The 17,919-nt window shown below is 59.8% G+C and carries 18 protein-coding genes; 8 read left to right on the top strand and 10 right to left on the bottom strand.

Annotation, left to right across the window (positions count from 1 at the left end; genetic code table 11):
- Positions 1 to 268 precede the first annotated feature (268 nt).
- The 3 genes from RCH09_RS17355 (at position 269) to RCH09_RS19740 (ending at position 1,964) form a co-directional block, all read left to right on the top strand.
- A complete protein-coding gene (locus tag RCH09_RS17355; protein WP_326942401.1) occupies positions 269 to 802 on the top strand; it encodes an Imm21 family immunity protein in 534 nt (177 codons plus the stop codon).
- Entirely contained in the window at positions 799 to 972 is a 174-nt protein-coding gene (locus RCH09_RS17350) for a hypothetical protein (RefSeq protein ID WP_326942400.1), read from the top strand. Before RCH09_RS17355 ends, RCH09_RS17350 begins: the two co-directional genes overlap by 4 nt.
- A 146-nt stretch (positions 973 to 1,118) precedes the next feature.
- Positions 1,119 to 1,964: a DUF4019 domain-containing protein gene (locus RCH09_RS19740; protein ID WP_442785053.1), complete on the top strand. Its 846-nt coding sequence runs from the start codon at positions 1,119 to 1,121 to the stop codon at positions 1,962 to 1,964.
- A gap of 1,138 nt (positions 1,965 to 3,102) precedes the next feature.
- Here the strand turns inward: RCH09_RS19740 and RCH09_RS17340 are convergent.
- Positions 3,103 to 5,721 carry a LuxR C-terminal-related transcriptional regulator gene (locus RCH09_RS17340; protein WP_326942398.1) on the bottom strand — a complete coding sequence of 873 codons (2,619 nt, stop codon included), beginning with the start codon at positions 5,719 to 5,721 and terminating at the stop codon, positions 3,103 to 3,105.
- A gap of 127 nt (positions 5,722 to 5,848) precedes the next feature.
- Between RCH09_RS17340 and RCH09_RS17335 the strand changes: the two genes are divergently transcribed.
- The 5 genes from RCH09_RS17335 to RCH09_RS17315 all read left to right on the top strand — a co-directional run bounded on the left by RCH09_RS17335 (position 5,849) and on the right by RCH09_RS17315 (position 8,326).
- Positions 5,849 to 6,508 (top strand): DUF2306 domain-containing protein, encoded by a 660-nt coding sequence (locus tag RCH09_RS17335; RefSeq protein ID WP_326942397.1) that lies wholly within the window; start codon positions 5,849 to 5,851, stop codon positions 6,506 to 6,508.
- The gene (locus RCH09_RS17330) at positions 6,505 to 6,924 is read left to right on the top strand and encodes a hypothetical protein (protein WP_326942396.1); all 420 of its coding nucleotides are present in this window, start codon (positions 6,505 to 6,507) and stop codon (positions 6,922 to 6,924) included. Before RCH09_RS17335 ends, RCH09_RS17330 begins: the two co-directional genes overlap by 4 nt.
- A gap of 49 nt (positions 6,925 to 6,973) precedes the next feature.
- Positions 6,974 to 7,594 carry a DUF3313 family protein gene (locus RCH09_RS17325; RefSeq protein WP_326942395.1) on the top strand — a complete coding sequence of 207 codons (621 nt, stop codon included), beginning with the start codon at positions 6,974 to 6,976 and terminating at the stop codon, positions 7,592 to 7,594.
- 170 nt (positions 7,595 to 7,764) lie between these two features.
- On the top strand, positions 7,765 to 8,118 hold the full coding sequence (locus tag RCH09_RS17320; protein WP_326942394.1) for a hypothetical protein: 354 nt from the start codon (positions 7,765 to 7,767) through the stop codon (positions 8,116 to 8,118).
- 10 nt (positions 8,119 to 8,128) lie between these two features.
- Complete coding sequence (locus tag RCH09_RS17315; protein WP_326942393.1) at positions 8,129 to 8,326, top strand: hypothetical protein; 198 nt, start codon at positions 8,129 to 8,131, stop codon at positions 8,324 to 8,326.
- A 235-nt stretch (positions 8,327 to 8,561) separates the two neighbouring features.
- On the opposite strand, the gene RCH09_RS17310 is transcribed toward RCH09_RS17315, so the two are convergent.
- From RCH09_RS17310 to RCH09_RS17270, 9 genes are all read right to left on the bottom strand, one after another.
- Positions 8,562 to 9,071: a hypothetical protein gene (locus RCH09_RS17310; protein WP_326942392.1), complete on the bottom strand. Its 510-nt coding sequence runs from the start codon at positions 9,069 to 9,071 to the stop codon at positions 8,562 to 8,564.
- Positions 9,072 to 9,265: 194 nt separating this feature from the next.
- The gene (locus RCH09_RS17305; protein ID WP_326942391.1) at positions 9,266 to 10,417 is read right to left on the bottom strand and encodes an NDP-sugar synthase; all 1,152 of its coding nucleotides are present in this window, start codon (positions 10,415 to 10,417) and stop codon (positions 9,266 to 9,268) included.
- 63 nt (positions 10,418 to 10,480) lie between these two features.
- Complete coding sequence (locus RCH09_RS17300) at positions 10,481 to 11,251, bottom strand: WecB/TagA/CpsF family glycosyltransferase (RefSeq protein WP_326942390.1); 771 nt, start codon at positions 11,249 to 11,251, stop codon at positions 10,481 to 10,483.
- Positions 11,252 to 11,559: 308 nt separating this feature from the next.
- Positions 11,560 to 11,925, bottom strand: coding sequence for a BON domain-containing protein (locus RCH09_RS17295; RefSeq protein WP_326942389.1), 366 nt, complete (start codon positions 11,923 to 11,925; stop codon positions 11,560 to 11,562).
- Positions 11,926 to 12,144: 219 nt separating this feature from the next.
- Positions 12,145 to 13,524, bottom strand: coding sequence for a sigma 54-interacting transcriptional regulator (locus RCH09_RS17290; protein ID WP_326942388.1), 1,380 nt, complete (start codon positions 13,522 to 13,524; stop codon positions 12,145 to 12,147).
- Positions 13,525 to 13,532: 8 nt separating this feature from the next.
- Positions 13,533 to 14,093 (bottom strand): hypothetical protein, encoded by a 561-nt coding sequence (locus RCH09_RS17285; protein ID WP_326942387.1) that lies wholly within the window; start codon positions 14,091 to 14,093, stop codon positions 13,533 to 13,535.
- Positions 14,083 to 15,528 carry a sensor histidine kinase gene (locus RCH09_RS17280; RefSeq protein WP_326942386.1) on the bottom strand — a complete coding sequence of 482 codons (1,446 nt, stop codon included), beginning with the start codon at positions 15,526 to 15,528 and terminating at the stop codon, positions 14,083 to 14,085. Before RCH09_RS17280 ends, RCH09_RS17285 begins: the two co-directional genes overlap by 11 nt.
- Positions 15,500 to 16,822, bottom strand: a complete 1,323-nt coding sequence (locus tag RCH09_RS17275; RefSeq protein WP_326942385.1) for a UDP-glucose dehydrogenase family protein — start codon at positions 16,820 to 16,822, stop codon at positions 15,500 to 15,502. The genes RCH09_RS17280 and RCH09_RS17275 overlap by 29 nt, the downstream gene beginning before the upstream one ends.
- Positions 16,823 to 16,925: 103 nt before the next feature.
- Positions 16,926 to 17,918 carry a DUF4124 domain-containing protein gene (locus RCH09_RS17270; protein ID WP_326942384.1) on the bottom strand — a complete coding sequence of 331 codons (993 nt, stop codon included), beginning with the start codon at positions 17,916 to 17,918 and terminating at the stop codon, positions 16,926 to 16,928.
- Position 17,919: the final 1 nt, after the last annotated feature.

Below are 17,919 nucleotides of genomic sequence, written 5' to 3'. Positions count from 1 at the left end.
TTTCTGCCCAGTTTACAAGGGATGCGCTAATTTATTGAACGTATGCGGGAATTCTCGTGTGGCGTGGGTGGGGCGCACTTGTGTATAACGAGGTGCATTGTCCCCCGCGCACAAACGTTCAGTTACACGCCATCTCAAGGTGGCTCCGGGGGAGCGGCGAGTGGGGGATTCCTGCTATACCCGAACAAGGCCAATACAAACATGATGCAATCGGTTTATTCAAAATAAGTGAGTAAATTCCTTTGCGACACTACATTTGATATTTGACATGAGAACACATTGGATTAACTCAAACGGCGGACCGTACATATTGGCAAACAACCACGCCGCCTCGCGGTGGCAGGCAACGAAGGGAATATCTTCGGACAATGACAATGGATATGCCAACGATTATCAACGCGCCTGCGCAATAAATGGATACGCCGGTGTGATTCAAAGCGATTCGGGGTCAATACTTAGTATTGATGATTTACCAAGGGACTTGGCGGTTTATTTGAATACTGACACAGAGGCCGTCCTTGTAAAATTGGTTGGAGCGGAATCTGATAAGAAAATTTGGGCAGCTCTTGATGCTGAAATTGAGTTTCCTTTTAAGGAGTTAGATTTTGAATTTGAAATTACTGAATCAGAATTAGTGATCTTTGACTCATCAGAGTTGTTTTCTGATGTGGGCCAGAATAAACTTTTTCTAAAACTATCTCGGGGTGTTTATTCGGTAGAGGTTCTAAATTACGAACCTCACGACCAACTGATGCTACAGTTATTCCGACTCCGGCGGGTTCTATCAAATACGACGCCATGAACAGCGTCACCAAAATCACCGACGCCAGCAACGGCGAGACCGCATTCACCTACGACCTCGCAGGCAACCGCCTTACCGTCAAAGACGCCGAACTTAAAACCCACAGCTTCGCCTACGACGACCTCCGACGGCTCACCAGCAAAACCGACCACGCCGGCAACGTTCATTGAAACGGCGCAGGCGAAACCGCTCTCCGGTGGCGCGCCATATTTGGCAATTGCTTTTGGTGCGGGAGGGCAGAGTACACGCCTATATTGGTCAACAAGACCGTCACACAACGTCTTTCGCGCTGCTCAATCGCCACCGTTTCACTGCCATGCCGCAACCTAAGGCTCTAGGATCGCTAAATATGCACATTGTAAAAACCGTCTTGGTATTGATGGCCACTGCGGTTCCGCAAGCCGGACTCGCACAGGTAGTTGGAAACCGCGCAGCGCGGCCCTCAGAGATCGATATCCGTCGCAACGGTGACAACACGTATCAGTTAATCCTGAAGAGCTATCGCAGCAATACTGTGTCCGCTGGGCAAGACGAGTTGACGGTGAAGGTTTCCGAACTTTGCGCTCCCCGGCGCGCATCTTTCGGCAAGTACTCGTTCGACATGAAAGAATCTGTCGACGGAGGCGAAGACAAGCCGACAGTGCTTGTACTGCGGCAGGACATTGAATGCGGTGTTGTCCCATCGGCGAAGCCGTCGAACGGTGCTCAGAGCGTTCCAGCGCCGCGAATGGCAACGCCAGAGCAGGTTCGTCGCGTCGAGCAGCAAACTAGACTGTACTTTGAGGCGAAGGACCAGGGCCACTACACCGGCGCGTATGACCTGATGGCTGGTAGCCTGAAGCAGAGCATATCTTTCGAGACATGGACGGGCAGAGCGGAGGCATTCAACGCCAAGGCCGGGGCTGTCAAACGGCGCACCGTTTCCAAGATTACATGGTATTACAACCCACCCCAAGTCGAGCCGGGGTTATATGCCGCAGTGGACTTCACCAGCATGTTTGCCGAGGTCGATCTCCATTGCGGGTTCTTGGCATGGCGCGAGCAGCCCGATGGACAGTTTGTTCTGGTTCGCGAGGAGGAAAATTATATGGACAGACAAACGCAGCAAACGCTCAAACCAGGTGACCTCGAAAAAGTTCGACAGCAGTTCAACTGTCGGTAGCGCGAGGGCCCACTTTTGTCGACTGTCGAAGAACGCCGTAATTTCAACAGCGAGCTGTTTCAGGAACACATCGCGATCGAAACCCGGCGGGTTCGCGGCGATGTCGCCATCCGGGCTGGGGACGAACCGGTTGGGCGTGTCCATGAAGGCGAAGTGCCATGCGTTAGGCACCCGATGCAGATTCGGTGCGGGCAGATTGCTGGCGACCCACTCGGCATGAAATCGCGGCACCAGAAAACGATCCAGCTCGGCCTCATAGATCATGGTCGCCGCCCGAACCGTGGCGAGCGATGCGGCGGTCAGTGGCACGCCCGTCGGGGCCATCGCGACGATTGCCCGGATGCGCTCGTCCTTCAGCGACAGCGCAGCTGCTGCTGGCGGCAGCGTCGCGTCGCCCGATCGACCCATGCTGCAGAAGATCGGGTCTTCGGCAACGTCAGCCAGGCAGTGCTGCTTTACCCGCGACAAATCGGGCCTGGCCCCGACCAAGGCCAGCACCGTGTAGCCACCGGCCGAGTGCCCAAGCGCACCCACACGAGGTCCTTGGCGTTCGGTCGCAATCCGGTCCTTCCACGCCGGATCGGCCAGGATGGCGTCGATGACGCGAGAAGCTTGTCGCGGCCGCTCGTCAAAATAGCGCTCGGGGCTCTTCTCTATCAGAGACCGATCCTGCCAGTTGTCGCCGGGATGACGGAGTGCTGCGACCAGATAGCCATTCCGGGCCAGCGCCTGCGCCAGCACGCTGTGCCCGAGCTCGCTGCCGCCGATGCCGTGACTGAGCAGGATCAGCGCCTTGACCTTATCGACGGGTTTGCCGCCGATGGCGACGTCGAGCATGAACGGACCCATGGTGATGGTTCGTGGCGCAGCCATCGTCGGGTAGTACAGAGCGACCGTCGTCATGGGCGCATCCGGCGCCGTACCAGCGACCTGTATCTGCATCCAGCCGGCCTCGTAGGCGTGCGCCTGTGCTGCGACGAGCAAGGTCACCAGCAAGCCCAGGATGCGACAAAGAAGTTTGGTCATGTGCTATTCCAGATAGTGAGGAAGTTGTCAGTGACGAAGTTTAGGACAGACACCAGTTCCGGCAACCCTACCAAAGTATGGTTCTTTGCTCCAGCGGCGATACGGCCCGGATTTAAAGCAATTTCAATTGCACGGCGCGTGCGACCGCTTCGGTGCGCCGTTGCACATCCAGCTTGGAAAAGATGTTCTGGTTGTGCCACTTGACGGTGCTGAGTGACAGGAACAGCCGTTCACCGATGTTCTGGTTCGAATGGCCTTCCTGAATCAGGCGCAGAATTTCCAATTCCCGATCGCTGAAGGCGGCAAGAGGCAAGTGGAATGACGTCGCTGCGTCAGGCACAGCGACACGCTTTTCTCGCGTCAGCTGCGTGCCAAACGCGTCCAGCAGTTGTGAAACAAATGGCGCCATGTCCCTGTCATGCGGCAGCTGGCCAAGCATTGTCTGCATCGGCGCACCCTCATCCAAAAATAATCGAACAGACCGTTGCGATTGCGCTTTCGTCACGCACTCGCCCAATAGTTGCAGTGCCTTGTCGACTTGTCCGATGGTGTGGTGAACGATGACCTGGACCACCATGGCCTTGAGGGCATCATGCGTGCGGGAATCGGCGTCCAGACTGTGCCGATGGCTTTCGATGACCCGCAACGCCTCGAGCCCCTTGCCTTGTGCCAATAGTGATCTGGCAAGGCCTGCTGGAAGCTGATGCGCGTGCGCCAACGCGGCTGCACTGACCACGTCGCCATGGCGAAGCAGATGCAGCACCCGAAGCTCGGCCGCTTCGCGCATGCGATCGGTCAGTTGTCCGGATGTTGTCAACTCATTGGCCCGGCGAAGCAGCACTTCGGCCTCTTCGTCTTCATGCCTGGCGCTGAGCAAGCGAGCCCGCAGCAGATCCGCCCCTATTTCGGATTTGCTTTTGGCAAGTAGAACAAGCTCACTGCAATGCAGCGCAAGAGACTCGGCCTCATCAAGCACGTTCCAGTCATACAGAATCCTGGCCAGCCCGAGATGAGCCTCGAAACCCAACACATGGGTTGGGTCGCCAATTATCTTGATGACCTCTCGGTAAGTGGCGGCAGCGGCATGAAGCTGGTAATCAGTCGCTTGAATCCCGGCCAAAGCGGTTGATGCGACCGCGGCAAACATCACATTTCCGGAAGATAAACCCGCACCTGCCACTTCAGAAAATGCAGCGCTAGCCTGGACCCGCTCCCCACGGAACATTTGGGCGACACCCAAGGCGCAATGTGCGGCCGTGCGGGCGGGCCGACTCTCGGGGCTCAGGAGATCGAGGGCACGGTTGGCTTGGGCATAAATTTCTTCCGCCTCGTTCCGGTACACCGCCAACCAGGCCCGAAGTACCGCAATCTGCCCATCGGTGTCCGTCGTCGATGCGTGCTCAGGGGCACATGCCATGGCGGCTTCGGCAGCCAGCAATTTCTCTTCAAGCAGGCCGGGATGGCCCGCAAACAGCAATGACCAGGAAAACGCCACCCAGAGGAATGGGTAGGTGTTCAGGACCGCAGGCGTCAGCGATGAAAGCCAGTGCACGACAGGCGCGGTCACACCGCGAAAGTACAGCGGCATCCCATTGCCTTCGATCAAGCGCATTGCGCCCGCAATATCGTTGGCCAACGTAGATTGATGAAAGGCTTCCACCTCCATCCCCTGGCTCTCATACCATTGGCTGGCACGGCGGTGAAGTGGTGCAGCGGATTCCCGTTGACCAAGGCGTTGACGCAACAGGTCGGAAAACAAATGGTGGTACCGATACCACCGTCGCTCGGAGTCCAGAGGCACGATGAAGAGGTTGGCGTGCCCCAACTGATTCAGCATGCGTTCCCCGCCGTGGCTTTGCAAGACGGCATCGCACAGGGGACCACATAGTCGATCCAGCACCGAAGTCCGAAGCAGAAAGGACTGCACCTCGTCGGGCTGCTGATGCAAGACTTCCTCGATCAAGTAGTCCTGCACGAAATGATGGCTGCCGGTGAAGGACGCGATGAAAGTATCGGGGTCCTTGTGCATCCGAAGCGAAATCGCCGCCAGTTTCAAACCCGAAATCCAACCCTCTGTGCGCGTCTCCAGGGCCTCGATCTGAGACCTGGACAGTTTGATATTCCCTGCGTGATTGAAGAACTCATCCGCTCCTTCCAGCCCGAAGCGGAGATCCTGCTGGCGGATCTCGGTCACTTGTCCGTTAACGCGCAACCTCCCCATCGGAATTCCGGGCTCCTCCCGGCTGGCGATGACCAGGTGTAACTGCGCGGGCATGTGGTCGATCAAAAACGTAAGGGTTTCGTTCACGCCCGGGCTGGCCGCCAGATGATAGTCATCCAGCACCAGCACCAGCTTGCCCGGAATCGTCGATAGCTGATTCACCAGCAACGTCAGAACAGTCTCTGCCGAGGCTGGCGGCGCGCCCCGCAACAAAGCCGCCAGGCCGGCGCCAACGGTTTGAGAAATCGCCTCGAGTGAGGCAACCAGGCATTCGAGAAAACGGTTGGGATCGCGGTCCTCTTCGTCCAGCGATAGCCAGGCGCTTGGATACGGGCAGTCCTGAGCCCATTGGCTAACCAAGGTAGATTTTCCGAACCCCGCAGCTGCGCACACCAGCGTCAGCTTGCGCGAGAGGCCCTCGTCCATGCGTTTGGCCAGGAAGGCACGAGAAATGTCATTGGCTGGCCGGGGCGGCGCGAAGAACTTGGTGGCCAGTAGTGCTGTTGACATGAGGAGCCTATCCGGGCACGAAACTACGCAGGTTTGACCCTGAAAAGGTGAAGGATGCATCAAAAGTGGATGCCGAACCATACCTTAGTACGGTTACAAAAGCGGGCTCCGTTCGTAAACTCGCCAGATGACAAACGCATCCCGAACCGATTGGAACGTGCCGCTGATATTGCTGGCGATCAGCGTAATCCCCTTCGCTGCTGGAATTGCCCGACTAGCGGGTCTTCCCGGCAATCCGGAGATCAGCACCGCAAACGCCCGATTCGTTGCGACACCGGTTCCGGTGGTGGTGCACATCCTTGGCGCGATCCTATTTCCCATTTTAAGCGTTTTGCGGCTTTCTTCCGGGCTACACCAACGCAGCCCCCATTGGCACAGGGTCTCCGGCCGCGTAGTGGTCGCAAGTGGAATCTTTGCTGCCCTGACCGGTTTGTGGATGACGATCCTGTCCCCAATTCCGCCCGACTTGCAGGGTGGCTTGCTTTACGCAGGGCGTGTTGTCGTCAGCGTTGCACTGCTGCTTTCGATTTTTTTGGCGGTGGCCGCGAGCAAGGGAACAGACACTGAGAGGCACCGGACCTTGATGATTCGGGCCTTCGCACTGGGCCACGGTGCTGGAATGCAAGCCCTGCTGCTGTTGCTCTGGATGCTTCTCATGGGTGAACCCAGCCTGTTGCATCGGGACTTGCTGATGGGCCTGGCATGGCTGATCAATCTGCTTTTCGCAGAGATGGCTATCCAAAGGTGGTCGCCACGACATTCAAATTTATATAGGGGAACCGTGTGAAAAATATTCTCATCGCCACGTTGGCGGCGAACATGCTTGGCGCTTGTGGATTCATGACGCCGGTCAAACAATATGCCGGGAACGTTCAGGCCGCGTCTGACGTTGCAGTCATCAAAGGCTTCGTCGGGACACCGTTTTCCGATGACTTCCATTCCACCATCCGGGGCTACGCGAAGCTTGATGCCACCGGCCCGCGCGACGAGAAGCAGTTCGGCATACCTGGGTTTACAGACTACCCGAGCGAGATTCATGTACTCGCCGGAGAGTACCAAGTGCAGGTCTATTGCTTTAGCGGCTTTACCAGCTACCGACCCAGTACGACCCTGCCGTTACGGGCGGGGAAAACCTATCTGTTCAAGTGTGGCGTTCGCGACGACCAGGTCTTCGTCGATGTCCACACCAGCACTACCGACTAGAACTTTTCGTCCACTCTTTTTTGTCCCACCACTTTCGCCACTGTCCAATATGAAACGTCTAATCAATTCCGAGTCCGTCATCACCCGCACCTTCCGACTGCTATTTCTCCTGGCTGTGAGTAGCCTGGGGGCCTGCTCGACGATGCAAGCCACTGACACCGGTTTCCTGAAAAATCGCAGCGAAATGACGACCTCGAAAGATGGCGGTACGGCCTTTTTTCGCTCGTCCACTCCCGTAGACCCGCATCAGGTGCGCTCGATTTCGGTTGAATGGGCCATGCCAATCGATGCGGTAGTTCCCGAGACGGAAAGATTGCAACTGGCTTCCATGCTGAAAACCGCCATTTCACGGGAAACCGAAGCACTGCCAAAAAATGTTGGCGGACACCCGGTGGTTATCCGCGCAGTCATCACCCGGGTCGAGACGGTCAACCCTGCACTCAACGTATTGACATCGGTGTTCTTAACCGTACCCCTTTATCGCGGCGGTGCTGCCGTGGAAATTGAAGTGCTGGATGCAGAAACACGACAACCACTCGCGAGCATCGCGCATGCCTACTTCGTCCCGATCACGGAATTCAAATCCAGGTTCTCGGCATTGGGACCGGCTGAATTGGCGTTGAATGCAGCTGCGGTCGAACTGGCAAAACTCCTGCATGAAAAAAGTTAGCCTTCGCTGCACGGCTTTTCACATTTTGCTGTCGTAGTTATGTTGGGGCTCACTTCCAACGAGCCCCAGAAGGAAGGGGAGCTCGCTGGCCTGGCTTTTGGACTACTACGCGCACCCTCCAGGCAGGCAATGATTCCGATCAATGCAAAACGATTGCTGGAAGAGCTGCCGTGCAAGGTCTGCTCAACAGGCCGTGGACGCAAGCAGGCATTTTCAAAGACTTCGCCCGCACCAGAGAAGACGGTGTGCCTTTGCCAGACTTCAATGTTATAGCCGCAAAACACAAGGCATACCTGGCGCAGCAGAAAGCATCCGAGAACGCTGCTGAGAAAGCCCAGGCGCGGGAAGCCAAAGTCAGCGTGCGCTCGACGCAGCGCAATTACACCAGCTGCCAGAACCAGTGCACGAATGGTAGTTGCCTTCGAACATTCCCGGACGGGAAAACAGAACGCTGGCAGGCCCCGCGTACGTTCGACGCCATGAGTGGCGACTGGAAGTGGGACACCAGTAGCTGCGGAGGCTGAGACATATCTGGTGCTGGCTGAAACAAATCCGGCGCTCGGGATATTCATCACAAACGTGCTGTGTTCCCCGAAAGCCGATGATTTCAGTGCCTGCGAGAGCCAGTACGCGCGCGGCAAGTTCCAGGCGATCAACGGCCTCGGGCTCACCGGCGTGAACATCAAGGCAGGCGGCGCACGTATCGACCCGGTGACCTACAAGAAACGGTAGAGAGCGTACCGAGCCGCTGACCGTATCCCGGAATTAGTACCGGCCTGCAGTAAAAATTTCCGACATCGCGGGCGCCTCTTTTAATGCATTCTCCTGGGCTTGTCGGGCCAGTTCAGCCGGCGTCGCCGACCCGTACAAAACCACCCGGCACTTTCGCGTGGTTTGGTATGGGCCAGGCACGCGATGAAATCGGAGCCACGAGGCGCAGGCAGCGCATCGGTGTACGCGCTCACCACTACCCATCCAGCCCCTCCTCCTCAACCACCTGCACATCCCAGTTCAGCACCAGCCCAAAATACAGCGTGCCCGCTCCCAGCACGCCGAACAGTAAGGTCGCGCCAATCACGAACAGCCGGATCTTGCGATGGATATAACCGCCCGGGGTGGTCATCAGCGACGGGAATTCGCCGCGCTTGAGAAACACATGCGCCATGCCATGCACGATGTTTCCGTCGATGACCGGCTTGGCGCCCGGATCGCCGGCGGGCATCGCCTCGATTGCCTGCGCGACGTTCAGCGCCAGCGCGGCATGGGTGTCGAAACGCTCGTAGATCCGGAATGCCAGCCATAGCAAGGCGATGGCGACGAAGAACACCGCGCCGGCCACCGGGAACGCGGACATCGCCTTGTACAGCAGCGGCGCGCCGCCCGCGACAGCGGCAATGGACGAGATGGCGACTTGCGACAGGGAGTCGAAATGGCGTTGGGTGGTGAACGCTTCACGGTACAAATCAGACAGGGTCATGGAGTGGGCTTGGTCAGGTGGAGTCGTCGCCAGCGCAATGGCACAGCGATCAGGTGGCGCAATGGTACTGAATCGAGGCGCGCGACGGGCAGGTATTTTTATCCGGATGACGGCGCCATTGCAAAAAAAAACCACCCGACAGGCAGGTGGTTTTTTGAACGTTGCGGTCTTGGCCGTCCCGGGCCGGCATCCAGTCAGGCGGCGACCTTGGCCTTTTCTGCACCCGCGACACGGGGCCGGTGTCGGCGATCGCGCGCATTGCCCCATTCGCTGCGATCGAATTCGGAGACGTGGGCCATGGTCCCGCTGCGATCGACGCTGTAATCCTTGAACACGATCTTCTCGTCGATCAACGCGTCCTGGGAGATCCGGGTGTATTCGAACAGCACGCTGCGAATCACTTCGGCGCCGGTGCAAATATGGCTGCCGTGACCAATCCAGGTGGGTCCGACGATATGGCAACCCGCCTCGATGTGGCAGCCGGAACCGATATACACCGGGCCTTCAATGATGGTGCCTTCCCATTCGATACGCGTGTTGAGTCCGACCCAGACGCCGTCGGCAACCTGCAGTCCCGGCAAATCGAGATGGGCCACCTCGCCCAGCAACACGTTTTGCAGCACGCTCCAGTAATCGCTCACGGTGCCGATATCGATCCAGTTGTAGGGGCGCTTCTGGGCAAAGAATGGCATGCCGCGCTCGACCAGCAACGGGAACAGGTCGGAACCGATATCGAACATCGTGTCGGCCGGGATCAGCTCCAGCACTTCCGGTTCGAAGATGTAGATGCCGGTGCTGGCAAAGTTCGACTTGGCCTGCTCGCGGGATGGCTTCTCCTGAAACGACAGCACCCTGCCTTCATCGTCGCTTACCACGACGCCGTAATCCGACACTTTGTCCCAGGGGACTTCCTTGGTGCAGACACTCGCCATGGCGCCCTTGCGCTTGTGCTCGAACAAGGCCGACTTGATGTCGAGATCGATGAGCGCATCACCGCACAGGACCATGGTGGTCTCGTCAAAGAAGCCGCCGAATTGCTGGATTTTTTTCATGCCGCCCGCGGACCCCAGCGGTTGCGGCACGACCTCGCCCAGATCATTGGTGTAGCCCTCGAACGAATAGCCGATGTTGACGCCGAACTGCTCGCCTTCGCCAAAGTATTCTTCGATTTTTTCGTGCAGATAGCTGACATTGACCATGATGTCGCGCACGCCGTATTTGGCCAGATGCTCGATCAGGTACGCCATGACTGGCTTGCCCAGAATGGGAATCATCGGTTTTGGCAGGTCGTAGGTCAGTGGGCGAACCCGCGTGCCCTTGCCTGCTGCAAGTATCATTGCTTTCATGTTGCCTTCCTTGTTCGTGTGGAGGTTCCGGTGGAACCATCCGGTCGGTTGTGGCCGGGATGATCAGGCAAAGGTCTTTGCCGCCGGGATCTCTTTCCGGTAGCGGTGGCAATGAGCGAGAAATCTGAAAATATCGACCGTGTAGCGCCGCACCAGGCGGCGTGGTTCGAGGCACAGCCGATAGAACCACTCCAGCCGCAGCGTTTGCATCAGCGCGGGCGCACGGGTCTTGTTGCCAGCCCAGAAATCGAACAGCGCACCGACACCCATGACGATGCCGGCATCGAGTGCCGCGCGATGTTCGAGTATCCATTCTTCCTGGATGGGGTTTCCAGGCGCCACCAGCAACACATCCGGGGCGCTGCGATTAATTTTTGAAACCAGGCTGCGGCGTTCGCGCAGATCGTCATAACCGTCGCACACGCCGACCACTTCCTGCCCCAATTCCTGGCGCGCATAATCAGCTGCGCGCTGCAATACGTCCTGCTTGCTGCCCAACAGAAAAATGCGCAGCGGCCGATCGCAACTCTTGAAAAAATAGGGCGTGAAATCGGTTCCATTCAGATTTTCCAGAAACTGTCCCTTGCGCAGCAACAGCGCGGCGATGTCGAGTCCGACACCGTCATTGACGACAATCACGGCGTCGTCCTGCATGCGCGGCAACTGGGCACGACATTGCACAATGAAATTCGTATTGGCAAAGAACAATGCCACTTTCCTGCGCGTCTGCAGCGCGGCCAACAGGCGCCGCGCCAGGCTGCGCCCGTCGGTACTGGTTACCGGAAAGCCTGCGATATCAATGGTTTTTTCTGTCAGGGTTGTCGTTGTGGACATAAGCCGCTTTCAGTTGGGTACAGCATCAGGGCGAATCAGCACGCAACGCGGTGTCAGGTGACCCGCCAACAATGCGGTGTTGCGTTACGTTAAAAAACATGACGAACCGGAGCGGCAGATTGTCATGCGAGTAAATAACGGAGGAAATCCAGAATTGGGTAGTTGAATGGAGGATGAGCTTTCCACCCGGAACAGTCTGTGTGGCACCTAACAGACCCTGTCATGCGCCGCCCAGTTCCTGCGAAGCACGAAAAAAAACCCCGCCGGGCGCAATGCCTGGCGGGGAGTGCTGAAGCGGCAAACTGGAGTTAGCCAGCGCCTTTTACTTTCAGTGTGTTTTTGATGTCTTTGACACCGCTGACCGAGGCGACAATTTGCAGCACGCGCTCGCCGGATGCGGCGTCAGGCACTTCGCCGGAGACAGTCACGACACCTTTGGCGGTGGCAATATTAATTGGCAGGCCAGCAAGCTTGGCATCAGCGCTGACGGCCGACTTGGCGGTCGCGGTAATCGAGTCATCGGTTGCTGCGGCGGGTGCCTGTCCCTGGGATTGTGCTTCGGCACCGCCTGGGGCGGCTGGCTTGTCTTGCGGACCAGCTGCGAAGGACACCGACATCGTGCCAGCCAGCAAAGCGACGGCGGCGAGTGAATTGATCAGTTTCGATTTTTGCATGGTATTTCCTTTTTTTAAATGAAGGGCGAAACACCCGGAAGTGTCACGACAGGCATTGTTAGCAAGCGCCGTGCCAGCAGTGTTTTCCCTATTTAAATCAATACCTTAAGAATTTGATCATGCCAAATGGCCATGCCGCGAGGCGGTACGCGGCACTTTCTGTCGCCTCAGCCCGACAGGTTTGCGGGCGATGCCGTGCAAGTCCTTGATCCCGATGGATTATTCCTGTCGCTCTGGAGCGACAGGGTCGCCCTCGCCACGGAACAGGCTGGGCGTCAGAGCATATTTTTGCAGCAGGCGGTAGAACTCGGTGCGGTTGCGCTCGGCCAGGCGGGCCGCATCGGCGACGTTGCCGTCGGTCAGGCGCAACAACTGAATTAGATAGTGACGCTCGAAGCGCGCCTTGGCCTCGATATAGCTCAGCACCTCCAGCGACGGCACCCGCAAGGCCCGCTGTACCAGCGACAACGGCACCAGCGCCGCCGTGGCCAGCGCGCAGGCCTGCTCGACCACGTTGTAGAGCTGCCGGACATTGCCGGGCCAGCTCGCCGTGACCAGCGCCGCCAGCGCATCCGGCGCGAAGCCGTTGAGCGCCTTGCCGTATTTGGTCGCCAGCATCTGCAGGAAATGATGTGCCAGCAGCGCAATGTCTTCGCGTCGCTCTTCCAGCGGCGGCAACGACAGCGTCACGACATTGAGCCGGTAATACAGATCCTCGCGAAACTGTCCTTGCTGCATCGAGACATCGAGGTCGCGATGGGTTGCCGAGACGATTCGCACATCGACCGGACGGTCATGATCGGCGCCGACCTGGCGCACCGCGCGCTCCTGCAAGACACGCAGTAGCTTGACTTGCAGCGGCGCCGGCATGTCGCCAATTTCATCGAGGAACAGCGTGCCGCCATCGGCCGCCTGGAACAGGCCTTCGCGATGACCGATCGCACCGGTGAAAGCGCCCTTGACGTGACCGAACAATTCCGACTCGAGCAAATGTTCGGGAATCGCGCCGCAATTGACCGCGATGAATGGCGCCTTGGCGCGCGGGCTGGCCAGATGGATCGCCCGCGCCAGCAATTCCTTGCCGGTGCCGCTGGCGCCACGAATCAGGATGCTGGCGTCGGACACCGCCACCAGGCGGGCTTCGGCCAGCAACTCGGCCATGCGCGGACTGCGGCTGATCAGCGCGGCACGCCAGCTTTCGTCGGCCAGCGCGGGGGCATCGGAAACGCTGGTCAGGCTGACCGCCTGGGCCACCTTGTCGAGCAATATCTTGCCGTCGAACGGCTTGGTCAGATACGCAAACGCGCCGCGCGCGGTGGCCTCGACGGCATCCGGAATGCTGCCGTGCGCAGTCAGCAGAATCATCGGCAGCGCGGCATGCTGGCGGCGCAGTTCGTCGAACAGCGCCAGCCCGTCGCGGCCCGGCAAGCGCACGTCGCTGATGACCACATCGGGCAGTTCCACCGCGAGCCGGGCCAGCGCCGCTTCAGCGCTGGCGACGGCCGTCACGCGGTAATTGCCGGCCTGCAGGCGGATCGTCAACAGACGCAGCAGATCTTCATCGTCATCGACCAGCAGGACATGGGCGCGGGCGGCCATCGGCGCACTCATTTGGGTGGCGACGCCGGTACCGGCGGACGCACCGCCAGCGCGCGTTCGATGTTGCGCAGCGCGTCCAGTTTTTCGGCCAGCTGGTCATTGCGGCGCTGCGCTTCACGCAGCTGCACGGTCAGCTTGTCCTGGGCCTCCTCCTGCCGCCGCGCATCGCCGTAGGTAGCGCTGAGAAACTGGGCCAGCGCCTTCAGCGCGATGCCGTCCGGCGTCAGCGGTACTTCGATGACGTCCAGCAACGCCTGGGCCCGCACCAGATCGCCGCTGCCGCGTTGCGCCGCCAGCAGCATCGCGCGTCGCACGATGCCGACGCTGGACACCGGCTGGGCATCCGCCTCGGCCAGTGCCCTGGTCAATTCCGCCGGCTTCATCTGGCGCACGCCGGACTGGAATACCAGCAGCTCGCTGATTTGCTGGCTGGGTTTATCGGCCGGCACAACTGCCGTTGGCGCCAGCTCAGGCGTGCGGGTTGACGTTGGCCTTGGCGGCAGATTGGGAGTGCTGACACAAGCGGCCAGCAGCAGTGCCGAGCAAGCGGCAATCAACTTATTTTTCATTTGGCAATTCGATTCGAAAGTGAGCGCCCTGCGAGCGCGGAATGAGCTGGACCGAGCCCTGATGCGCACCCACATACTCGCGCACGATGGACAGGCCAATGCCGTTGCCGGTGCGGGCTCCGGCGGGATGCCGGCTACCCTGGAAGAACGGCTCGAAAATGCGGCGGGCGTCGTCGGCCGCGACACCGGGGCCCTGGTCGATGCAGTCGATCACCACCACGCCTGTACCGGCATTGGCCCGCAGCACGATACGCGCGCCCTCCGGGCTGAAGCGCACGGCATTCGACAGGATATTGGCCAGCGCCACGCCGAGCTTGTCGGCGTCGGCCAGCAGCCGCACCGGATCGCCTTCGACGCTGACCTGCAGCCGCCTGGCCTGCCACTGCAAGCGTTGCTCATCGACGACCTTGTGCAGCAATGCCAGCAGGTCGACCTCGACACGCTGCAAGCGCTGCGCGTCCCAGGCGGCGGCGTTGTAGCGCAGCAGGTCTTCGATCTGGCTTTGCAGTGCCGCGCTGTTCTGGCGCAGGATGCCGGCGATCTCGCGCTGGCCCGCCGTGAGCGGCCCGGCGACTTCATCTTCGAGCAGTGCGACGCCTTCCCGCAATGCTGCCAGCGGCGTCTTCAGTTCATGCGAAATGTGGCGCGCAAAACGCTTCTGATCGTCGTCCAGCGCGGCCAGCCGTTGCCGTAACCAGTCCAGCTGCTGACCGAGGCGGCGGGTGTCAGCCGGACCGTCGACGGTGACAATCTGGTCGAAGCGGTTCTCGCCCAAACGTCCGATGGCCTGCTCGATACGGCGCAACGGGCGCGACAACCAGGTGCCAAACCAGCTGGCCAGGATCGCACTGAGCACCACCCCGCCAAATAGCAGCGCGGCCAGCCATTGACGCTGGCGTTCCAGTTCATCGAGCATGGCGCTGTTGCGTTGCGCCGTTTCGCGCTTGCTTTGGGCCGCCATCTGTTCGTTGATGACCGGCAGACGGGCGAAGGTCTGGTCCAGCACCGTCTGTCCGGCGCGGCCCCGGCGCTTGCCGGTTTGCAGCACCGACCAGACTGCATCGGCGCGCCGGGTCCACTCGCCGGCCAGCTCGGGAGAGCGCTCGGCCGCCAGCAGTGCCAGGGCAGCGCGCCCCTGCTCCCACGCGCTGCGGTAGCGTTCGCGAAAGACCAGCTCATCGAGCACCATGAATTGACGCGCGCTGCGCTCCATCGCCAGGGTGCGCTCGGTCAGGAGTTGCGACTGCTCGCTGAGCATGACCGCCCGCGCCGCCGTTTCGCGTCCGAGCCGGGTCAGGTGCTCCAGTGCCAGCAGCGCCTGCACCGAGCTGGCCGTGAGCACCAGCGAGATCAGGATGAAGCCGGCAAACAGCAATTGCCGGAACGAAAAGCGCGCCAGCATGCCGTCAGCGGCGTCCGATCGCAAAGTACTCAAGACCATGGCTGCGTACCTCGGACGGCTGGTACAGATTGCGACCATCGAAGATCACCGGATGCTTCAGCGCCTGCTTGAGGACGTCGAAATCCGGCACGCGGAATTCCTTCCATTCGGTGACGATGACCAGCGCATCCGCGTCGCGCAAGGCGTCCAGCGGTGACTCCGCATACTGCAGCCGTGCGTCGTCGCCGAAGATGCGGCGCGCTTCCTGCATCGCCACCGGATCGTAGGCAGTGACGCTCGCGCCCATGTCCCACAGGCCCTGGATGATGACGCGGCTCGAGGCGGCGCGCATGTCGTCGGTATTGGGCTTGAACGCCAGGCCCCAGAGCGCGAAGCGCATGCCGCTCAGATCGGTCCCGAAGCGGGTGCGGATCTTGTCGAGCAACAGGTGTTTTTGCGCCTCGTTGGCGTCCTCGACGGCCTGCAGCACTTTCATGTTCGAATCGTTTTCGGCGCCGGTGCGCAACAGGGCCTGGACATCTTTCGGAAAACACGAACCGCCGTAACCGCAGCCCGGATACAGGAAATGAAAGCCGATGCGCGGATCGGAGCCGATGCCGATGCGCACCTGTTCCACGTCGGCGCCGAGCTTGTCGGCCAGGTTGGCCAGTTCGTTCATGAACGAGATGCGCGTGGCCAGCATCGCATTGGCGGCGTACTTGGTCAGCTCGGCCGAGCGCACATCCATCACGATGACCCGATCATGGTTGCGGATGAACGGCGCGTACAACGTGCGCATCAACGTGATCGCGCGCTCATCGTCGGCGCCGATGACGACGCGGTCGGGCCGCATGAAATCATCGACGGCCGCGCCCTCTTTCAGGAATTCCGGATTCGACACCACCGAAAACGGCAGCGTCAAGGCACGTTCGGCCAGCTGTTCGCGCAACACGTCACCGACCTTGTCGGCGGTGCCGACCGGCACCGTGGACTTGTTGATGACGACCTTGTAGTCGGTCATGTAACGGCCGATATTGCGCGCTGCGGCCAGCACATATTGCATGTCGGCCGAACCATCCTCGTCGGCCGGCGTGCCCACGGCGATGAACTGCAAGGCGCCGAAGGCAACGCTCTGCTCGACATCGGTGGTGAAGCGCAGGCGTCCGGTGGCGACGTTGCGGCGAATCAGTTCGAGCAGGCCGGGTTCGTGGATCGGAATCTGGCCGTCGTTCAGGATGCGGATCTTGTTTTCATCAAGATCCAGGCACAACACATGGTTGCCCATTTCGGCCAGGCAGGTGCCGGTGACGAGGCCAACGTAGCCGCTGCCAATGACTGTAATTTTCAAGGTGTTCTTTCGTGAGGTGAGTGAAGCGCCAGCAGTTCGACATCCGCGTTGGCACGTCCGTTCGGACTGCGCCAACCGGCGTCAGACTGCCGACAGGTGTGCGTCAGGGCTTGCCATAATCATTCGGCAGGAATTGCAGGCGGTCCCACGGGATACCGTCGAGAATCGCGTTGCTGCCCTTGCCCTTGAACAAGGCGGGATAGGGATCGCTGCCGCCGCCGGCGGTGGTCGATTTCGGATTCTGCAGACGCAGCGAAATCGCGCCGGCCTTGTCCCACACCACGAAGCCGTAGCGCTGTGCGGCGCGCGCAATGGTCCTGGCAATCGGGTGCAGCTTGAGCTTGTCGACATCGACCGTCGGGTCGAGCCGGAAGCGCGTTCCTTCCGGAATCTGGTTCGGCTTGCGTTGCGGGTTGTAGCCATCCGAGCGGTGCGCCGGCCACGACTTGATGCTGAAATGCTCGGCATCGACCAGTGCGATGCCGATCACATGACGAATCTCGCCGCGCTGCAATTCTTCGGCGGTAATCTGGCCACCGATGAATGGCAGGCTGGTCCCGGTGGTGCCGTAATGTTTCGGAAACACGCCGTCGCTGCGCGACACCTTGCTCATGCGTCCGCCCCAGCAGGCTTGCCAGCCATCGTCGGTTTTGCGTGCCTGCCAGAACTCCCACATGGTGTCGCTGGACGGCTGGTAAATCGTCATTTCGGCGTCGCTACCCTCGGCCGCTTCGGCAAAATCGGGAATCGGCACGGCGCGCCATTGCTCGGCCAGATCCTTGTCCTTGAACTTTTTCTTCTGGCAATCCCATTCGGTGACATCCTTCCCCGCCACGTCGGGACCGACCACATACACCGGGCTGGAGTACGCGCGGGTGTTGAGGTTGACGTTGCCGTAGTAGGCTTTTTTCTGACGCAGGAACTCCTGCACGTACGCATCCGAATTCGGGTTCAGTTCCACCTCGCGCGGAATCGGCGTGTACCAGAAACTGTCGGCCGCAAACACGGCGTCGGTCGGCAATGCGGCGGCTTGGGCAGCGCCCATGGTCATGCCCAGCACGACGAGCGCGGCCAGCGAACAGCGGTAATGTTTCATT

The sequence above is a fragment of the Actimicrobium sp. GrIS 1.19 genome (assembly GCF_035984655.1).
Classification (GTDB): Bacteria; Pseudomonadota; Gammaproteobacteria; order Burkholderiales; family Burkholderiaceae_D; genus Actimicrobium.
This window is presented reverse-complemented; position numbering and strand designations above follow the sequence as displayed.